Here is a 14,923-nt window from a genome sequence, read left to right on the forward strand (position 1 = left end):
GATCATGGCGATCAATCTACAGACAAACGATGGGAACGATCTGCCCCTAGCAGCAGACATTAACGTCACGCCGTTCATTGACGTTATACTCGTGCTGCTGATCGTATTCATGGTTGCAGCTCCGCTTGCTACGGTCAGCGTTCCGATCGACCTGCCGACATCCAACGCGAGCAACCGCGATATGCCGGACAAGCCTGTCTTCGTCAGCGTAACATCGAAGCTCGCGGTTACGATCGCAGAAACACCAGTTTCGCTTGAGGCGCTGCCTGATGCGTTAGGTGCAGCCACCAATGGCGACAAGGCAACGCGAATCTTTATTCGCGCCGATACTGCAGTAGCTTACGGCCAGCTAATGGAGATCATGGATGTCATGCGTAAAGCGGGATATCTCAAGATTGGCCTTGTCGCCTTCCCTACAAGGGGCGGTTAACATTTGCAGCCTTACTCCAGCACTCCTCCTTGATGCTGCAAATAATATCCCAGGGTTACTTTTGTCTGCAAAGGTAGTTACGACCGGCGTGCATGTAATGGCTGTAACAGCGGTTATTGACTTGCGAGCGGGCCAATCTGACTCTAAGCAATCTGGTCGGTCGGCTTTGCTTAATTAATTTCATCCATCGGTGCGATGAAAGCCCTGATACCTTATATTCCGTTGTTTGCTTATCATACAGGACTTGTCATCTACGCATTTCTCGCTCGTATCGCAGCTGCCGCGTGATGCTGAGCCAATCTTCCAAATGGATCAAGAGGATCATGGCTCCGACACCAGCGGTCGATGATTTCATAGACGTCGTCGTCCGCCTCCCTCGTAAGGCGGTAGAGGACACGTTGTTGTCGGCGGCTTTGGCGTCGGGAACGCTAGCGGAGGAGAGGCTCGGGGAAGCGAAAGGCGTCCTTTCTGGACGTCGCCGGCGTGAGAGATGCTTCGATGGGGTCCGCTTCGCAGACCCTAGCTGGGATATGATCCTCGAACTGTACGTTGCGCACGTTGAAGGAAGAGCGCTCGCCGTCTCACAGTTATGCGCCCTCAGCGGAGGATCGATGACCACTGCGTTGCGTCACATTGAGGACTTGGAAGCGCTGGGCTATATCGTCCGCAATCCGGATCCTGTCGATCGACGCCGAGCGAATGTAGCGATGCTGCCACGTCTACATTCAGCCGTCGAGCAGTGGCTCGACTTGCAGATCACGGCCTATCGCCTTCAGATATCAAAGACGACACCAAACTGACGCGCCTTGCATAAAAACGCCGTCTATTTGGCGGAGTATCAATCTTCCCCTCTATAATCACATTCATCAAATTATATCACATTTCAAAACAATCTTGCAGTTAGCAACTATGCATATACAAGCACGGGACGTCGCACGCCGTTGAAGATCTAGGAATATTACCAATTCGCCTGCCATGGGCTCAAGCCGACCGACTCTGTGTCGATGCAGCATTCTCCCGAGAATAGTATTTGGAGTAAGCAACTAAAACCGATACTTTCGCGACAAAATTTGACGAATTACCAAATTTCCTAATCGCCGTTCTTATTAGGGAGTGAGAACGATGTAGTCATGCTGACGTAAGTTAATAGTTTCTTGTGGCGCGATCACCTTCCAACCTGATCGTCACTTCCTCATCCTGCGATGATCATGCAAGTAATCATCCATGCCGGGGTTTGTACCTTCAGCATCTCGCTTTCACTCACCGCCGGACGGCGAAACCAGCACAGACCCGGATCGGCCGCAAAACGATCTTCGTGAAACATCTGACGAATACCAGCTAAGGTACGACAACGACCCCACCACGCCGGGTCGCTACCCGCCTTTAGCGGTCGCCAAGCGTTTCCGCTCCGTCGTTATCGTCATCTCTGGCTATCGGAGGTGGGCCTTGACCCTCAAAAGCGCACGAAGGGCGACGCCGGTGAGGAGGGCAACCAGTGCAAAAATTAGCCACGGGACCATTGGAGTCGCCATTCGGCCGGCAGTATCAAACATCCAGCCGCCGAAGAGATTTCCGATACCGCCGCCGACTGCCAAGGCCAACGAGTTGAAGCCTAGAAACGTGCCCAACGCGTTCCTGTCAGCGAGGCCGGCGGTGATCGCCTGCTGCGTCGGGCGTGTGAGTAGGCTGCCGAGGGAGAATATACCCACCGAGGCGAGAAAGGTTGGAAAACTGTTGACGAATGCGAGCGCTGACATGCCGATCGCCATAAGGACCAAGCCAACAAACAGGATCTGTTCGGTTGCCAAGCGCCGTGCGAGCCAGCGCGTCGCCGGATATTGGAGCAGGATCGTCATTGCGGCGGATAGCGCGAACATCACGCCGATACCCTCTTCCGAGCCGGTCAGCCGAACGACTAGCAGCGGAAACGTGATGTTAATCTGGACCGAAACAAACCAGTAGCCCATCATGATCAACGTCAGCAGCACGAACGGGCGGTTGCGCAACACCAGTCGGAAGCCCTGAGCCAGACGTGGCGCCTCCGCTGGCACCGGCATGCGCGGGAGCAACAAGGCAACGACGGCGTTGAGGGCGAAACACGCTGCTGCCGCAAGGCATACGATCCGGAACTCGAACCGTAACAGCGCTACCCCCAGCAAGGGCCCGCCGGTCGTGGCAATCCCGCTGATCGTGTTGCTGAACGAGTAATAGCGTGCTCGGTTCGCGTCCGTGGTCAGGCTGGCGATGGCGGCCTGGTACGGTGCCTCGAACAAAGCGCCACCAAGCGCGGAGACGAGCATTGCAACGAATAATGTCGGCATATCTGTGGCGAAGCCGAGCGCCGCAAAGCCAAGGGCGCGCAGCAACACGCCCGCTACGATCATCGGGCGGTTGCCGATCCGGTCCGCCAGCGCGCCACCGAAGACGGCAAGCCCCTGCTGCGTGATCTGCCGAACCGCAAGGGCCGCACCAACCGCTGCCGCGGTCATGCCGATCCGATCGACAAAGTGAACCGCGACGAGCGGCATTACCATGGTGAACCCTGCCACCATGAAGAACGTGTAGACGAGCAAAGCATTGAGCGCTTGCCGCCTCGCCCGCTCGTCCAGCGACACAGCATCAGCCGCCATGATCGTGCCGGTAGAGGTAGATGGGCGTCGGATCACCACTGAACTGCGAGAAGGGGAACGGCTCGCTGGACAGGGCGGTCAGCCCATGACCCAGAAACCGTGGAAGGATCGCACTGCCCGTCTGGGCATAGGCGACCAAAGGAACGTCGCGCCGGCGTGCCGCCGCGATGATCCTGTCGAACGACCCGTTGCCCAGGGTCATGCCGGTTACGAGCAGCATATCCGCCTCTTCCAGCACCCCGATCATGTCGGCAACGACCGGCTGTCCGTCCTGCGTCCGCTCCATGTTGAAGTCGCACGGCATGCACACACCCCCTTGTGCCTTGATTGCTGCGACCAGCGGATTGACGACACCGATCAGCCCGACCTTCGTGCCGGGCGCAATCCGCAGAAGCTGTACGATCGCCTCGTCGCGGGCGACCGCACGCGTGGGTGGATCGCCGAAGGGCAACATGACACGTTGCGCACGTCCGTCGGCGTCGTGCGGCCGCTGACCGGCGAGATATGCATCCAACGCTGCGATACGAACCGGAAGGCGCGCATCGTGAAGCAGATCGGCGATCGTCGATCCCGCCAACTCGTCGGCGATGCTCGCGTCGAACTGGGTCCGCTCGACGCAACACGCTCCGAAATGGGCCCCGGCACGGAATAGCAGGTAATAGTTGCGGTAGGTCTGACTGGTGCCGGGAAAACGCGTGCTCTGCGCTACCCAGAAGACGCCGATGACCGGCACGGCAGCCGGATCGATGCCAAAAGCACCGCCGAGCACCGCCTGGATCAGCTCACCGACAGTCGCCGGCTCGAACGAGGCGGTCATGCGCCAACTCCCGGCTGCGATGCAGCCGCATCGGCGTACCGCAAGTCAAGGCGAGCAACCGCCGCCTCGGCCAGCCTGCGCGCATCGCCTCCGGCAGGATCGACCGCCACGACGTGACCTAGGTAGCAGCCGTTGTCGATCGCAGCCGGAACTTCGATCCCGGCGATCGGTGGCACCGCATGGCGCGCGATCGCGGGATCCGAGTCCAGCGTCTCGAGCCGATCGATTACCTCGATCGTACCCGCACGTGGCGGTACGAGGAATTTGATCGCGGCGCTCCCGACATCGTTACGCCGGTGGGTCAAGTCGGGCTGCCGACCGAGTGCGAGATCGATCTGTACCGCCATCAGATCGATGCCGGTAACCCGCTCGACAAGCTCGACGATATAATTGCCGCCGGGACGCGGATTGATTTCGACGATGCGCGGGCCGTCCGGCGTGAGCTTGACCTCGGTATGGCTGATTCCGTGATCATGCCCCACCGCCTTCAATACATCGCGGACCAGCATAGTGATCGCCGCGCTCGTCGCGTCGTCGAGGCCGGCAGGGAACATGTGTCCGTCCTCGATGAAGTGCGGAAAGCCCGTGATGCTCTTGTCGGTGATGCCGAGAATCGTCGTCTCGCCTGCGAACGTCACGGCCTCGACGCTGACTTCCTCGCCTTGCATGAACGCCTCGAGCAGCCACAACGGCTCGCGCGCCTGATCGCGGAAGTTGCGCGGAAAGGCGGCCAGCGCGTCGAACGCCGCGCGCAATTCGGCTTCGTCGCACACCAGCCGAACGAAGGCGCTGGATGCGAGGTCGGACGGCTTGAGGATGAGCGGATAGCCGATCCCCTCGGCGATCGAGACGGCTTCCTCCCACGAATGCACCGCGCCGAAGCGCGGATTGGGCAGTCCGGCGCGATCGATCGCGCCGCGCACCCAGTGCTTGCGCCGTTCGGCAGCCACGTTCGAGGAAAACCCCTGCGGTAGGCCAAGCGCCTGCGCGACCTGCGCGACCGTGTCGATGTAATAGTCGCAGATGGTGACGACGCCATTGAACCGCAGGATGGCGTGCTGCGCACGCAGGAAATCGATGAGCGCCGGCACGTCGTTCGTCTCGGTCGTCAGCACATGATCGGCATGATCGATGACCGGGTGGATTTCGCGCGTATGCGGGTCGCGGTAATGATGGCGGTTGCGGGTCACGAACGTGTAGCGATGCCCGCGCGCGGTGATGGCCGGCGGAAAGATCCGACCTGTTCCACCCACCCAGCTCTCCAGCATCAACAGATGCGCCATGGTTCCTGTCCTTCGTTCATGGGAATCTTGAAAGGAGCGCCCCGCACGTCGTCTAACTGCCGGCGGTTCCAGGCGAGCGCCGACCAGGGCAACGCCAGTTCGTCCAGCGTCTCGATCATGATGGGTGCCAGCGCGTCGGGCCGTGTCGCCTCCGCATGACGCGCGAATACGGCATCGATGTAGCGGTGGCCGGTATCGGGCGCGATCAGCAGGATGTCACGGTCGGGGTGCCGCCGCGCCTCTTCCAGCCCGACCAGATAGGTGCAACCGCTCGACAGTCCGGCGAAGATGCCATGGTCACGCAGCAGGGCCACGGCCCCAGCCATGCCGGCGTCGAACGATACCCAGTGGATCGCATCGTAAAGCTCGTGCCGTACGTTGCGAAACGGGATCGAACTGCCGATGCCGGCGATGATGATGCCGGGGTCAGCGACATGCTCGCTGCCGAAGGTGACGCTGCCGAACGGCTGGATGCCGATCATCGCGACCGCCGGGTCGTGGCACCGCAATGCTGTGATCAACCCGCCGGTAGAGCAGCCCGACCCGACCGACCCCACCAGCGTCAGCCGGCGTACGTCGAGCATGGCGGCGATATGCGCGGCCACCGGTTCGTAGCCGAGATAATGGATGTCGTCGTGATACTGCTGCATCCAGTGCGTGCCGGGATGCGCGGCCAGTAGTTCCGCGACCCGCTCGACCCGCCGGCTCTGGTCGAGCTTCAGCGTCGCCAGCGCCGGCACCTGCTCGACCGTCGCGCCGAGAATCTGAAGCTGGACGAGCAGGGTGCGATCGACGGTCTGCGACCCGACGATGTGACACTTCATGCCGAACTTGTGGCAGGCCAGCGCTAACGCATAGGCGTAGATGCCGCTGGAACTGTCGAGCAGCGTGTCGCCGGGGCGTACAAGACCGCGATCGAGCAGCGTCTTCACGGCGACCAGCGTCGAATATACCTTCATCGTCTCGAACCGGGCGAGGTACAGGTTCGGGGCAAGCCGGATGAGCGCGGGCGCCTTTATGGCGTCGGCGATATGGTCGAACATCATCGTCAGAATCCCGTCGTCACGCAGGAACATTGATGTCCGAGGCTGCGGTAGAAGGCCGCGAGTTCACCCAGCCGCCGGGGATCGGGGCGATCGGCGAAGAGATAGCCGATCAGACTGCCGGTATGGGCGACCACGATGCCGTCGGCCCCGATCCGCTCGCGCTCCGCCGCTAAAGCGCAAAATGCGCGCTTGGGCGTCACCTTCTGCGCCAACGCCGAGCTTTGCGTCGCGGCTGCGGCGATTGCAATCAGGTCACGCCGCCCGAACGCCTCCAGCATCGTATAGAGGATGCGCGCATAATCGCCGCGATGCGCTTCATAGTGACCGAGCAGCCGGTCGGTGACGGCTTCCGTGTCGATGGTACCCCCGTCGTCCAGATAGCAGACGTGGAAACCCGGATTGTCGGGCAGAGATCGCACCAGTCGCTGCGCGCCGCTGAGGTAAAGCGCATGCTCCGTCAGGAACACACTGTCGGATCGCTCGATCGCACGCAGGATGACGGGCACCAACTCGCGGCTGTCGGTGCCGTGCAGTGCATCTAGGCAACGGATCGTCGCGACGATATCGGCGGTCGAGCTGGCCATGCCCTTGCCGCGCGGCAGTTCGCTGGCGAAGCTCCAGCTGCCGGCGGGCATGACGCATCCGTGATGGGCCTGAAAAAGCTCGATTGCGCGCCGACAACGTGGACGGTCGGCGGTTTCCGCATCTAGGTCGCCGGGCGCCCCCACCTCAAAATGCGCCCAGCTATAACGGCGGATAGGCAGTGAGATAATCGCGATCTGCATTGCCCCGCCGTCATCGTACGGTCCCTGGAACAACTCGCCCAACGTGCCGTGGCACACGCCGCTATAGTGATTGCAGATGCGGCCAGGACGGCAGGCTTCGTGAAGAAGCGCCGCCAACATCTCAGAAATCCGCCAACAGGAAGATGCTGACCCGACGCTTGTCCATCAGGCCATAGCTGTTGCTGCCGACAACGTTCCAGGCGAACACGTCGCCGACATTCTGCATCTGCACGCGCAACGTCGCCGGTGCCTCGCCGATGCGGAACCGATAGCGGGCGCCGACGTCGACGAGCGTATAGGACGGCACACTGACCATATTGTCGCGTGAGGCATAGCGGCTGCCGATGTTGGCGACAGCGAGGTCGACCGAGAAGCCGGGTGCAAAGCTCGGGCGATATTCGGCATTGCCTCGCAGCGTGCGGGCAGGCTGATTGAGCGGACGTGCGCCTACCCGTCCGTCGTCGACAGCGGCACCGGTGACCCGCGGCTGCATCAGCACGGCACCCGCGACCAGCGACAGCCGGTCGGTCGGGTTGCCGGCCAGGCTGAACTCGGCACCACGGTGTCGCACGTCGCCAAGCACGGCGAAGACGTTGCGTTCGTCGGTGTTGAAATAGGGCTTCGCGACATCGAAAACCCCCGCCACCAGCTTCATGCCACCCGGCAACGCCCAGCGGATCCCGCCGTCCACCTGCCGCGTACGGATCGCGGGCAAGGCTTCGTTGCGGTTGGCGGCATTGACCGGCGCGATCCCGCTTTCCTCCAGCCCACGGGTATAGCTCGCGTACAAAGCGAAACGGTCGGTGATCGTGGTGGCGGCGCTGGCATTGAGCAGCCAGGGCCGATCAATCGTGCCGGTGCGTGGCAGGCCGGGCTGATCGATCGTCTTGCTGTAATCGGCGCGCTGGATGCCGATGCCGACTTCCCCCACGCCCTTCCATCGCCCCTCATAGGCGACGCCGACCGTCGTCTGGCGGACGCGATCATGGGTACGGGAACCGAAGCGCAGATCGACAGGCGGCGCGACCGGAACCAGTACGCCGAGTTCGCGCGGTTCGAGGTCGAGCGCCGGTGCCGCCCCGCCATAGAAGCTGTCCAGCGAGCGCGCCCTGATAGTGGTATGCAGCGTATGCAGCCGCGGTCCGTCGATCATGCTGCGGCTGACGCGGACTTCGCCGCTGGTGGAGGCATAGCGCTGGCCCGGATCGGCGATCACCCGTTCGGTCGTCGTGCCGTCCGCCGTTGTATCCGTGAACAGTTCGGCGAAGTTACGTTCGTTGACGAAGATCGAGCGGAAACCACCCGCCGTGATCGACCAGTCGCTGCCGAGCCGCGCCTTGGCGATGACGCCGGTGTTGATGCTGCGCGTGTCCTTGTTCGCCCATTGCTGTCCGAAATAGCGCCGCCGCGGTGCCTCTGGCGGAACCACGTTGCCGGCGGCGATGACGGTCGGGGCGACCTGCTCGTCGCGACCGAGCGAGATCGAATAGAATGGAACGACCTCGATCCCGTCACGCGGTCGCCAGCGCGGGATCAGCGCGGCACGAATGTAGTGCGCGTCGGAGCCGTCGTAATATTGCTCGTGCGCCCAAGAAGCGCCCGCCGCCACCCCCAGCGTGCGTCCCGCGATCGGCAGTTGCGCATCCACTTCGAAGGTCGGTGCGCCATAAGCGAAGCTGCCGGCAACGACGCTGACCAGCGGCCGGTCACCCACGCCGCGCAGCTTGTAATCGACGATACCAGTCGGTGCCGGAAAGAGGTAACCTTGCGCCGACAGGCCGACCCGTATCGTCGAGCCCGAGACGAGCCGCTGCGGGATCGCGCCCTGCCGGTCGATATAGACTCCCTCGATGCGCACGTTGCCCGCTGCGACCGGCGAGAAGCCGCGCACCTGACTGGGGCCGTACAACCCGATCGTCTCGTTGCCGATCGACGTGCCGAACGCATCTTCCGCAGCGGTCACTGCATTGTCGGCGGCCCGCTGCGCTGCTGCCGGGGCGGCAACGACCAGCGCAACAGGAAGGATCAGGCGCCTCACAGCGCCCACCGATCGGCGCGGCGAAGTCCGACACCGCCAAGGAACAGTCCCGCCAACAATAGCCACGCGACGAACGGCAGCACCGTAGCCGGGCGATGGCGCGACGGCACATCCGTCATGGCGAACGCCGGGATGATGTCCGTGTTCGACAGGCTGTACTTTCCGCGCGACGCTCCGCGTGGCGTGGGATCGACCGCCTCGCGCTGTACGAGCGGATAGAGCGACCGGCGCAGGTCAAGCTGGTACGCGCGCACCTGCGCCTCGAACGCACGGTGCCTGGCACCATCGGTCCCGGCCAGCGTCGCCAGCGCCTGCGTCAGCCCGAGCGGCGGTGCGATATAGCCGATTGCCGTCGCCCACGCTGCTTGATCCCCCGCATAGGCCGCACGCTCATCGTGCCGGGCGGCAAGCCGGCGCTCGGTTTCGGGCACCAGAAAGGTCAGGCGGGTGGCGTGATCCAGTGTGGCGATCCGACTGGCGATCCCCGACAGGTCGGGCCGGGCCGCCACCGCCTGCGCGATGATCCGGTCGCGGTCACGCTGGATCGCGTCGGCCACGCGGCGCTGCGCATCGATCCACGCACCGGTGGACGGAGCTGGCACAACGTTCGATACGACCGCGCTCGCGATCAACGGCACGCCGAGCGTCACAACCGCCCAGATCGCGGCCAGCGTACCCAAAGCGGCCGCCGCGCCTGGCAGCCGTGACAGGACAAGCAGCGCGATGCCGGTCCAGAACGCCATATAGGCGACGACGAGCAGCAATGCCGCCGCGAGTTCCCCGACCGCCGACCCCAGCTTCGCACCTGCGATGGCCAGTGCCACGACGAGACCGATCAGCGTCATCGGCACCGCCCAAGCGGTGATCGCCGCCACGCGCGCCGCCAGCCAGACGCGCGGCGCCGTCGCCTGCGCCGCCACCAGTCTTAACATGCCACGGTCGCGCTCGAACGTGACGAGCAGGCCATGCTGCAGGATCAACGCCAACGGCAGCAGGAGCGCCAGCACGAATGCGAGATCGAAGCGTCCGAGTGCCAGCCCGCGTGGATTCTCGAAATCGTAGCGTTCATCAATGCCGAACGGCGTAGCCAGCTTCACCTCCATGCGCGTCGGCGCAAGGTCGCTGGTTCCGACCGCAAGCGGCGACAATGGCAGATGCGGCTTCGTGGCGGGCGGCGCGACGAAATACTGGCTGAACCCGGCCACATCGCTCGGATCCTGCCAATAGGGCACCGCCGGAGCGGCAGGCGTGACGGGCGCGCGATAGGCGTCGAACCGTTGCCGTACGCTGGCCCGATGCGCGGCGTCGGCGACCAGCGCGCGGGCGATCGCCGCGTCCTGCCTGCGGTGGAGCGCGCCGGTGTCGAGGGCCGCCCAGATCATGCTGGCAACCAGCGCACCCTGGATCAACCAGAACAGCGGCGTGACGACGACACGACGCCACTCCCAGGTGAACAGGGTTCCGAACGAGGCACCGGTCACGGCTTCAGCCTCCGTGTGGCGATCCACAGCAACGTCCCCGCGAGCAGCGCCCAGCCAAGCAGCGCGGCGAGCGGCACCGCCAGCGTGGCGGCCATGCTGGGCAAAGCAGGCGGCACGAACGCGAACGCCGGGATGCTGGACCACAGCGAAATGTCCGCGGTATGCGCCGCCTCCCCCGGCTTCACGGCATGCGCCATGCCGTCCGCGTTCATCCGGTCGACCAGCGCGCGCCGGTAACGCTCCGCCTGATCGATGAAGGCGCGATGCTGGTCGAAGTCGGTGCCCGCCAGCGCCGGCGACAGACGCTGCATCGCGATCGTCGGCGATGCGATGCCCAAGAGACCGAACAGACGGTCCTGCGCGGCCACTCGCGCATAGAAGCCGCCTAAGACACGGTCGAAAACCGCGTGACTGTGCCGTTCCACCAGATCGAGTTCGGCCATGCGGTAGTTCGGAATGTCCTCGACGCGCGCCACGCGGTAGCGGCCGAGCAGTTCCACTTTGTGTCGCGCGCCCTGCTCGGCCGACCAATAGGCCGGAGCCGCCGCGTCGATCGCCTGGCGAACGCTCTGCGTCGATGGCAGCGAGCGCAGATCATCGGCGACGCCGCTGGCAAGACGCGGCACGGCCAGCGCGAACAGGATCCACAGGCCGAACAGCGCGGCCAGCCCGATCCGGGCCGACCCGCAGGTCATCGCCACCGCCAGCCCGATCGCGCCGACGATCGCGACATAGACCGACATGACGGTCGCCCATGACAGCAACCGCAGTATCGCATCGCCGTCCAGCGCGCTGTGAAATGCCGCCACGCCCGCCATTGCGATCGTCACCGGCACGACCAACGCCACCACGCCACTACCCACCACCGCCAGCAGCTTGGCGACGACGATCCGGCCGGGACGCGTCGCCGCGCCCAGCGCCAGCCGCAACGTTCCACGCTCACGTTCCTCCGCCACCGCCGCAAAGGCCAGCAGGAAGATCACCAACGGCGCGAAAGTGATGATCAATGCGGCGGGGTCCGCCATCCCGGCACGCTGGAGCGGCGAGGCATCCTGCTGTGATCGGTGCAGCAAGTCGTTCTGGTGGTGCGCCTCCAGCCATACCGCCTGCCCGACAAAGCCGCCGACGCCGGGATCGAGCGGTGCCAAGGCGGGAGACGGCTTGAACGCATAGACCGCATAATGCGCGGCGCTATGCGGATCCTTGCTCCCCTGCCCTAGCCACCGGTCACGTTCCGCCGCACCGGCTGCGTGCTGCTGTGCGTCGGTCCGTGCCGCATCGGTCGCGACACCCGCAAAGGCCAGCAGCACGAGCGAAGCGAGGGTAACGAGCGCCAGCATCGCGCGGCGTTCCCGCCACAGCATCGCCAGTTCGTAGCGGGCCAGCGAGAGGATCATCCCGCCAGCGCGTCCAGATACAGGCGTTCCAGCAGCGGCGGGGTCAGGCTGGACGTCTCACGTTCGTCGACGAGCCGCCCTGCGCGGAGGATGCCGAGCCGTGCGGCGACGTCATGGACGCGGAACAGGTCGTGCGTCGCCATCAGCACCGCGATCCCGCGCGCCGAGGCGGCGCGGATCGTTGCGGACAGGTCGTTGGCGGCCGATGCGTCGAGCCCGGAAGTCGGCTCGTCGAGCAGCAACAGCCGCGCCTCCTTCGCTAGCGCGATGGCCACGCCGACCTTCTGGCGCATTCCCTTGGAGAAGCCACCGGCCCGCCGCCCGTGCGCCTCGCGCTGCAATCCGGCGGCGTCCAGCAGCGACCCCGCCTGCGCCACATCGACCTTGCGCCCGGCGAGCAGCGCGAAGTAGCGCAGGTTCTCGGTCGCGGTCAGCGCCGGATGGAGCATTACCGTTTCGGGCAGGTAGGCGGTCCGTGCACGGGCCGCGAGCGGATCGGCCAGCGCATCCACGCCGTCGACCGCAATGCTGCCCGCGTCGGGTGCAATGAAGCCGAGGATCAGGTTGATCGTCGTCGTCTTGCCGGCACCGTTTGGGCCGAGCAAAGCGTAGACCTCACCCGCTGCGAGCGTCAGCGACAGACCATTCAGCGCGGGATTCCCGCTGAACGCGAGCGATACGCCGTCGAGGCGCAGGGCGGCCGGGTCCGTCATGTCAAAGACGCGCCGTGAAGCTGATGTCGACGCTGCGTGGCGCACCCAGCGTCAGTTGCCGGGCCGATCCGCCGAACCAATTGGCATAGAGCCGGTCGGTCAGATTGCGCCCGCGCAATGTCACGTCGCCATACCGCAGCCGCCACGCGATCGCCGCATCGAACACGGTGCTACCGCGGACGCGTACGCTGTTGGCATTATCGGTGAAAAAATGGCTCATGTACCGTGCGCCGCCGCTCACGGAGATCGGCAGCGCGTCGAGGCGGTAGATGCCGAACACGCTCGCCACCCGTTCCGGCACGACCGGCGGCGTGTTACCGGCACGGTCACCGCCCGCCTCGCGCAGCACGTCGAAGCGCGCGTCGAGGATCGCCAGATTGGCGTCGAGACGGAACTGCCGCGTCACGGCACCCGACGCAGACAGCTCGACACCGCGCGACGACTGGCGGCCGCCCTGCACGGCGATGCTCGTGTTGGCGGGATCGCGCGTGACGATGCCGTCCTGCTCGATCCAGTATCCGGCTGCGGTCAAGTCCAGCCGATCCCCGAACAGCGTTGTCTTCACCCCGCCCTCTACCGATCGCCCGGTCGTCAGGTCGAACGACGCATTGGCCAGCGACAGCAAGGCCAGGCTACCCACAGGCGCCACGGCATAGCTGTATTGCGCGAAGACCTGCGTTTTGGGGGCAAGATCGAAGACGGCACCTGCCCGCCACGACACCGGATTCCACGACTTCGAAAACGCCGAGGATCGTCCGGCATTGAGATCGTCGACGCTGCGATCCAGCGCGATGTCGTCGTAGCGGATGCCGCCGACCAGCAGCAGGCGCGGGGTCAGATTGAACGCTTCCTCGGCAAAGATCGACTTGATGACGGTACTGGAGCCGAAATTGGCGCGGCCATCCGGAAAGTTTGCTGCCGTCTCGGCCAGCGACAGCACGCCGCGCGCCGGATCGAAAATGTCGACCGCGGTGGTCGAGCCGAAGCGGCGCGGCACCGCCAGATCGCTGTCGCTATATTCGCCACCGATCGAAAAGCGATTACGGTGGCCGCCGATCTCGATATCGCTTGCCAGCACCGCGCGTTCAACGACGAAACGATGATGGTGGTCGATCCTGGTCGTGCCGCGCCGGAACGATCCGTTCGGGAAAGCAGCGCTGGGCGTGGCGAAGGTGTAGACTTCCGAGTTCCGGAAACGCCGGTCGGCATGATAGTAGCTGAGCTCGTTGGTGAAGCGCAGCGCGTCCGAAAACTCGTAAGCGACCCGTGAGCGCGCCCACCACGTTTCCGACCCCTGATCCGCGTTGGTAACGTTGTAATTGCGGTTGCGGATCGCGCGATCGAGGACAAAGCCGTCCGTCGTTCTCACCAGATCGCTGGGATCACGCGCGATGCTGCGCGGCACCAGCGGCGTACCCCAATAGGCCGTGCCGTAGCGGTCCTCCAGATAGTCGCCCGCCAGTTCGATCGACAGTCGCTCGACCGGCTTCAGCGTCACCGCCAGCGTCGCCGCCAGGAAGCGCGCATCGGTATCATCGATGAAACCGCCCGTCCGGTTGGCGCTGGCGACGCCACGCACCGCGACCTTGTCGCTCAGGACGACGTTCGCATCGACGCCGGCGCGCAACGTATCGAAGCTGCCATAGCCGACCGTCGCGGCGTAGGCATCGCCGCCGAACCGCGGCTTCTTCGGCACCAGATTGACCGCACCGGCCAAGGATCCCTCGCCGTACAGGACGCCCGCCGGTCCCTTCAGCACCTCGATCCGGTCGAAGCTCCAACTGTCCAGATTGCGGATGATGAGCGCCGAATTAGTCTGGCGGACGCCGTCCCAAAGCAGCGACACCGCGCCGGCCGTGAAGCCGCGCATCGACATCTGCCCGGGGCTGCTCGCCAGTTCGCCCGATGTGGCACCCGGCGTGGCGTTCAACGCCTCGACGGTCGTGCGCAGCCCACGTTCCTGCATCAACTCCTGCGACAGAATGTCCACGATCGCGGGCGTTTCACGTACCGTCAGCCCCAACCGGCTACCCGTCTCGCTTCGGGCGTCCAGCAGCAACTGACGGTCCGCCGTTCCGGTCACGATGATGTCCGTCGCCTGCTCGTCCTGCGACGCCGCCGATGCCACGTCCTGTGCGTAGGCGACGGGATTCCACCCGACGATCCCCAGCAGCACGGCACGGCGCCACCAAGGACCAAGCCTGCTTATCGCGCAAAAGCGACGATTCACCCGTCGATCATTAGAAACGTTCATTCGCCCCCCAGGCATTGCATAACGCGCAATCCCGGCTCGCCCCGAATCA

Annotated in this window: 12 protein-coding genes; 2 read left to right on the forward strand and 10 right to left on the reverse strand. The window is 64.3% G+C overall.

What is annotated here, in order from left to right:
* Window positions 1-4: 4 nt before the first annotated feature.
* Window positions 5-430, forward strand: a complete 426-nt coding sequence (exbD, locus tag OXR08_RS00180; RefSeq protein WP_267347043.1) for a TonB system transport protein ExbD — start codon at window positions 5-7, stop codon at window positions 428-430.
* A gap of 530 nt (window positions 431-960) precedes the next feature.
* Complete coding sequence (locus OXR08_RS00185; RefSeq protein WP_267347044.1) at window positions 961-1,230, forward strand: MarR family winged helix-turn-helix transcriptional regulator; 270 nt, start codon at window positions 961-963, stop codon at window positions 1,228-1,230.
* Window positions 1,231-1,860: 630 nt separating this feature from the next.
* Here OXR08_RS00185 and OXR08_RS00190 read toward each other — a convergent pair.
* From OXR08_RS00190 to OXR08_RS00235, 10 genes are all read right to left on the reverse strand, one after another.
* Window positions 1,861-3,060, reverse strand: a complete 1,200-nt coding sequence (locus OXR08_RS00190; RefSeq protein ID WP_267347045.1) for an MFS transporter — start codon at window positions 3,058-3,060, stop codon at window positions 1,861-1,863.
* Entirely contained in the window at window positions 3,050-3,877 is an 828-nt protein-coding gene (locus OXR08_RS00195) for a DUF364 domain-containing protein (protein ID WP_267347046.1), read from the reverse strand. The genes OXR08_RS00190 and OXR08_RS00195 overlap by 11 nt, the downstream gene beginning before the upstream one ends.
* The gene (locus OXR08_RS00200) at window positions 3,874-5,160 is read right to left on the reverse strand and encodes an ATP-grasp domain-containing protein (protein ID WP_267347047.1); all 1,287 of its coding nucleotides are present in this window, start codon (window positions 5,158-5,160) and stop codon (window positions 3,874-3,876) included. The genes OXR08_RS00195 and OXR08_RS00200 overlap by 4 nt, the downstream gene beginning before the upstream one ends.
* The gene (locus OXR08_RS00205; RefSeq protein WP_267347048.1) at window positions 5,145-6,236 is read right to left on the reverse strand and encodes a pyridoxal-phosphate dependent enzyme; all 1,092 of its coding nucleotides are present in this window, start codon (window positions 6,234-6,236) and stop codon (window positions 5,145-5,147) included. The genes OXR08_RS00200 and OXR08_RS00205 overlap by 16 nt, the downstream gene beginning before the upstream one ends.
* Window positions 6,209-6,841, reverse strand: a complete 633-nt coding sequence (locus OXR08_RS00210; RefSeq protein ID WP_267347049.1) for a hypothetical protein — start codon at window positions 6,839-6,841, stop codon at window positions 6,209-6,211. The genes OXR08_RS00205 and OXR08_RS00210 overlap by 28 nt, the downstream gene beginning before the upstream one ends.
* Window positions 6,842-7,112: 271 nt before the next feature.
* Window positions 7,113-9,029, reverse strand: a complete 1,917-nt coding sequence (locus OXR08_RS00215; RefSeq protein ID WP_267347050.1) for a TonB-dependent receptor — start codon at window positions 9,027-9,029, stop codon at window positions 7,113-7,115.
* Entirely contained in the window at window positions 9,026-10,510 is a 1,485-nt protein-coding gene (locus tag OXR08_RS18655; protein ID WP_267347051.1) for a DUF3526 domain-containing protein, read from the reverse strand. Before OXR08_RS18655 ends, OXR08_RS00215 begins: the two co-directional genes overlap by 4 nt.
* A complete protein-coding gene (locus OXR08_RS00225) occupies window positions 10,507-11,907 on the reverse strand; it encodes an ABC transporter permease subunit (RefSeq protein WP_267347052.1) in 1,401 nt (466 codons plus the stop codon). Before OXR08_RS00225 ends, OXR08_RS18655 begins: the two co-directional genes overlap by 4 nt.
* Complete coding sequence (locus OXR08_RS00230; protein ID WP_267347053.1) at window positions 11,904-12,620, reverse strand: ABC transporter ATP-binding protein; 717 nt, start codon at window positions 12,618-12,620, stop codon at window positions 11,904-11,906. The genes OXR08_RS00225 and OXR08_RS00230 overlap by 4 nt, the downstream gene beginning before the upstream one ends.
* A gap of 1 nt (window position 12,621) precedes the next feature.
* Window positions 12,622-14,796 carry a TonB-dependent siderophore receptor gene (locus OXR08_RS00235; RefSeq protein ID WP_267347054.1) on the reverse strand — a complete coding sequence of 725 codons (2,175 nt, stop codon included), beginning with the start codon at window positions 14,794-14,796 and terminating at the stop codon, window positions 12,622-12,624.
* Between the last annotated feature and the right edge of the window lie 127 nt (window positions 14,797-14,923).

This window comes from Sphingomonas sp. GM_Shp_2 (assembly GCF_026540875.1).
GTDB lineage: Bacteria > Pseudomonadota > Alphaproteobacteria > Sphingomonadales > Sphingomonadaceae > Sphingomonas > Sphingomonas carotinifaciens.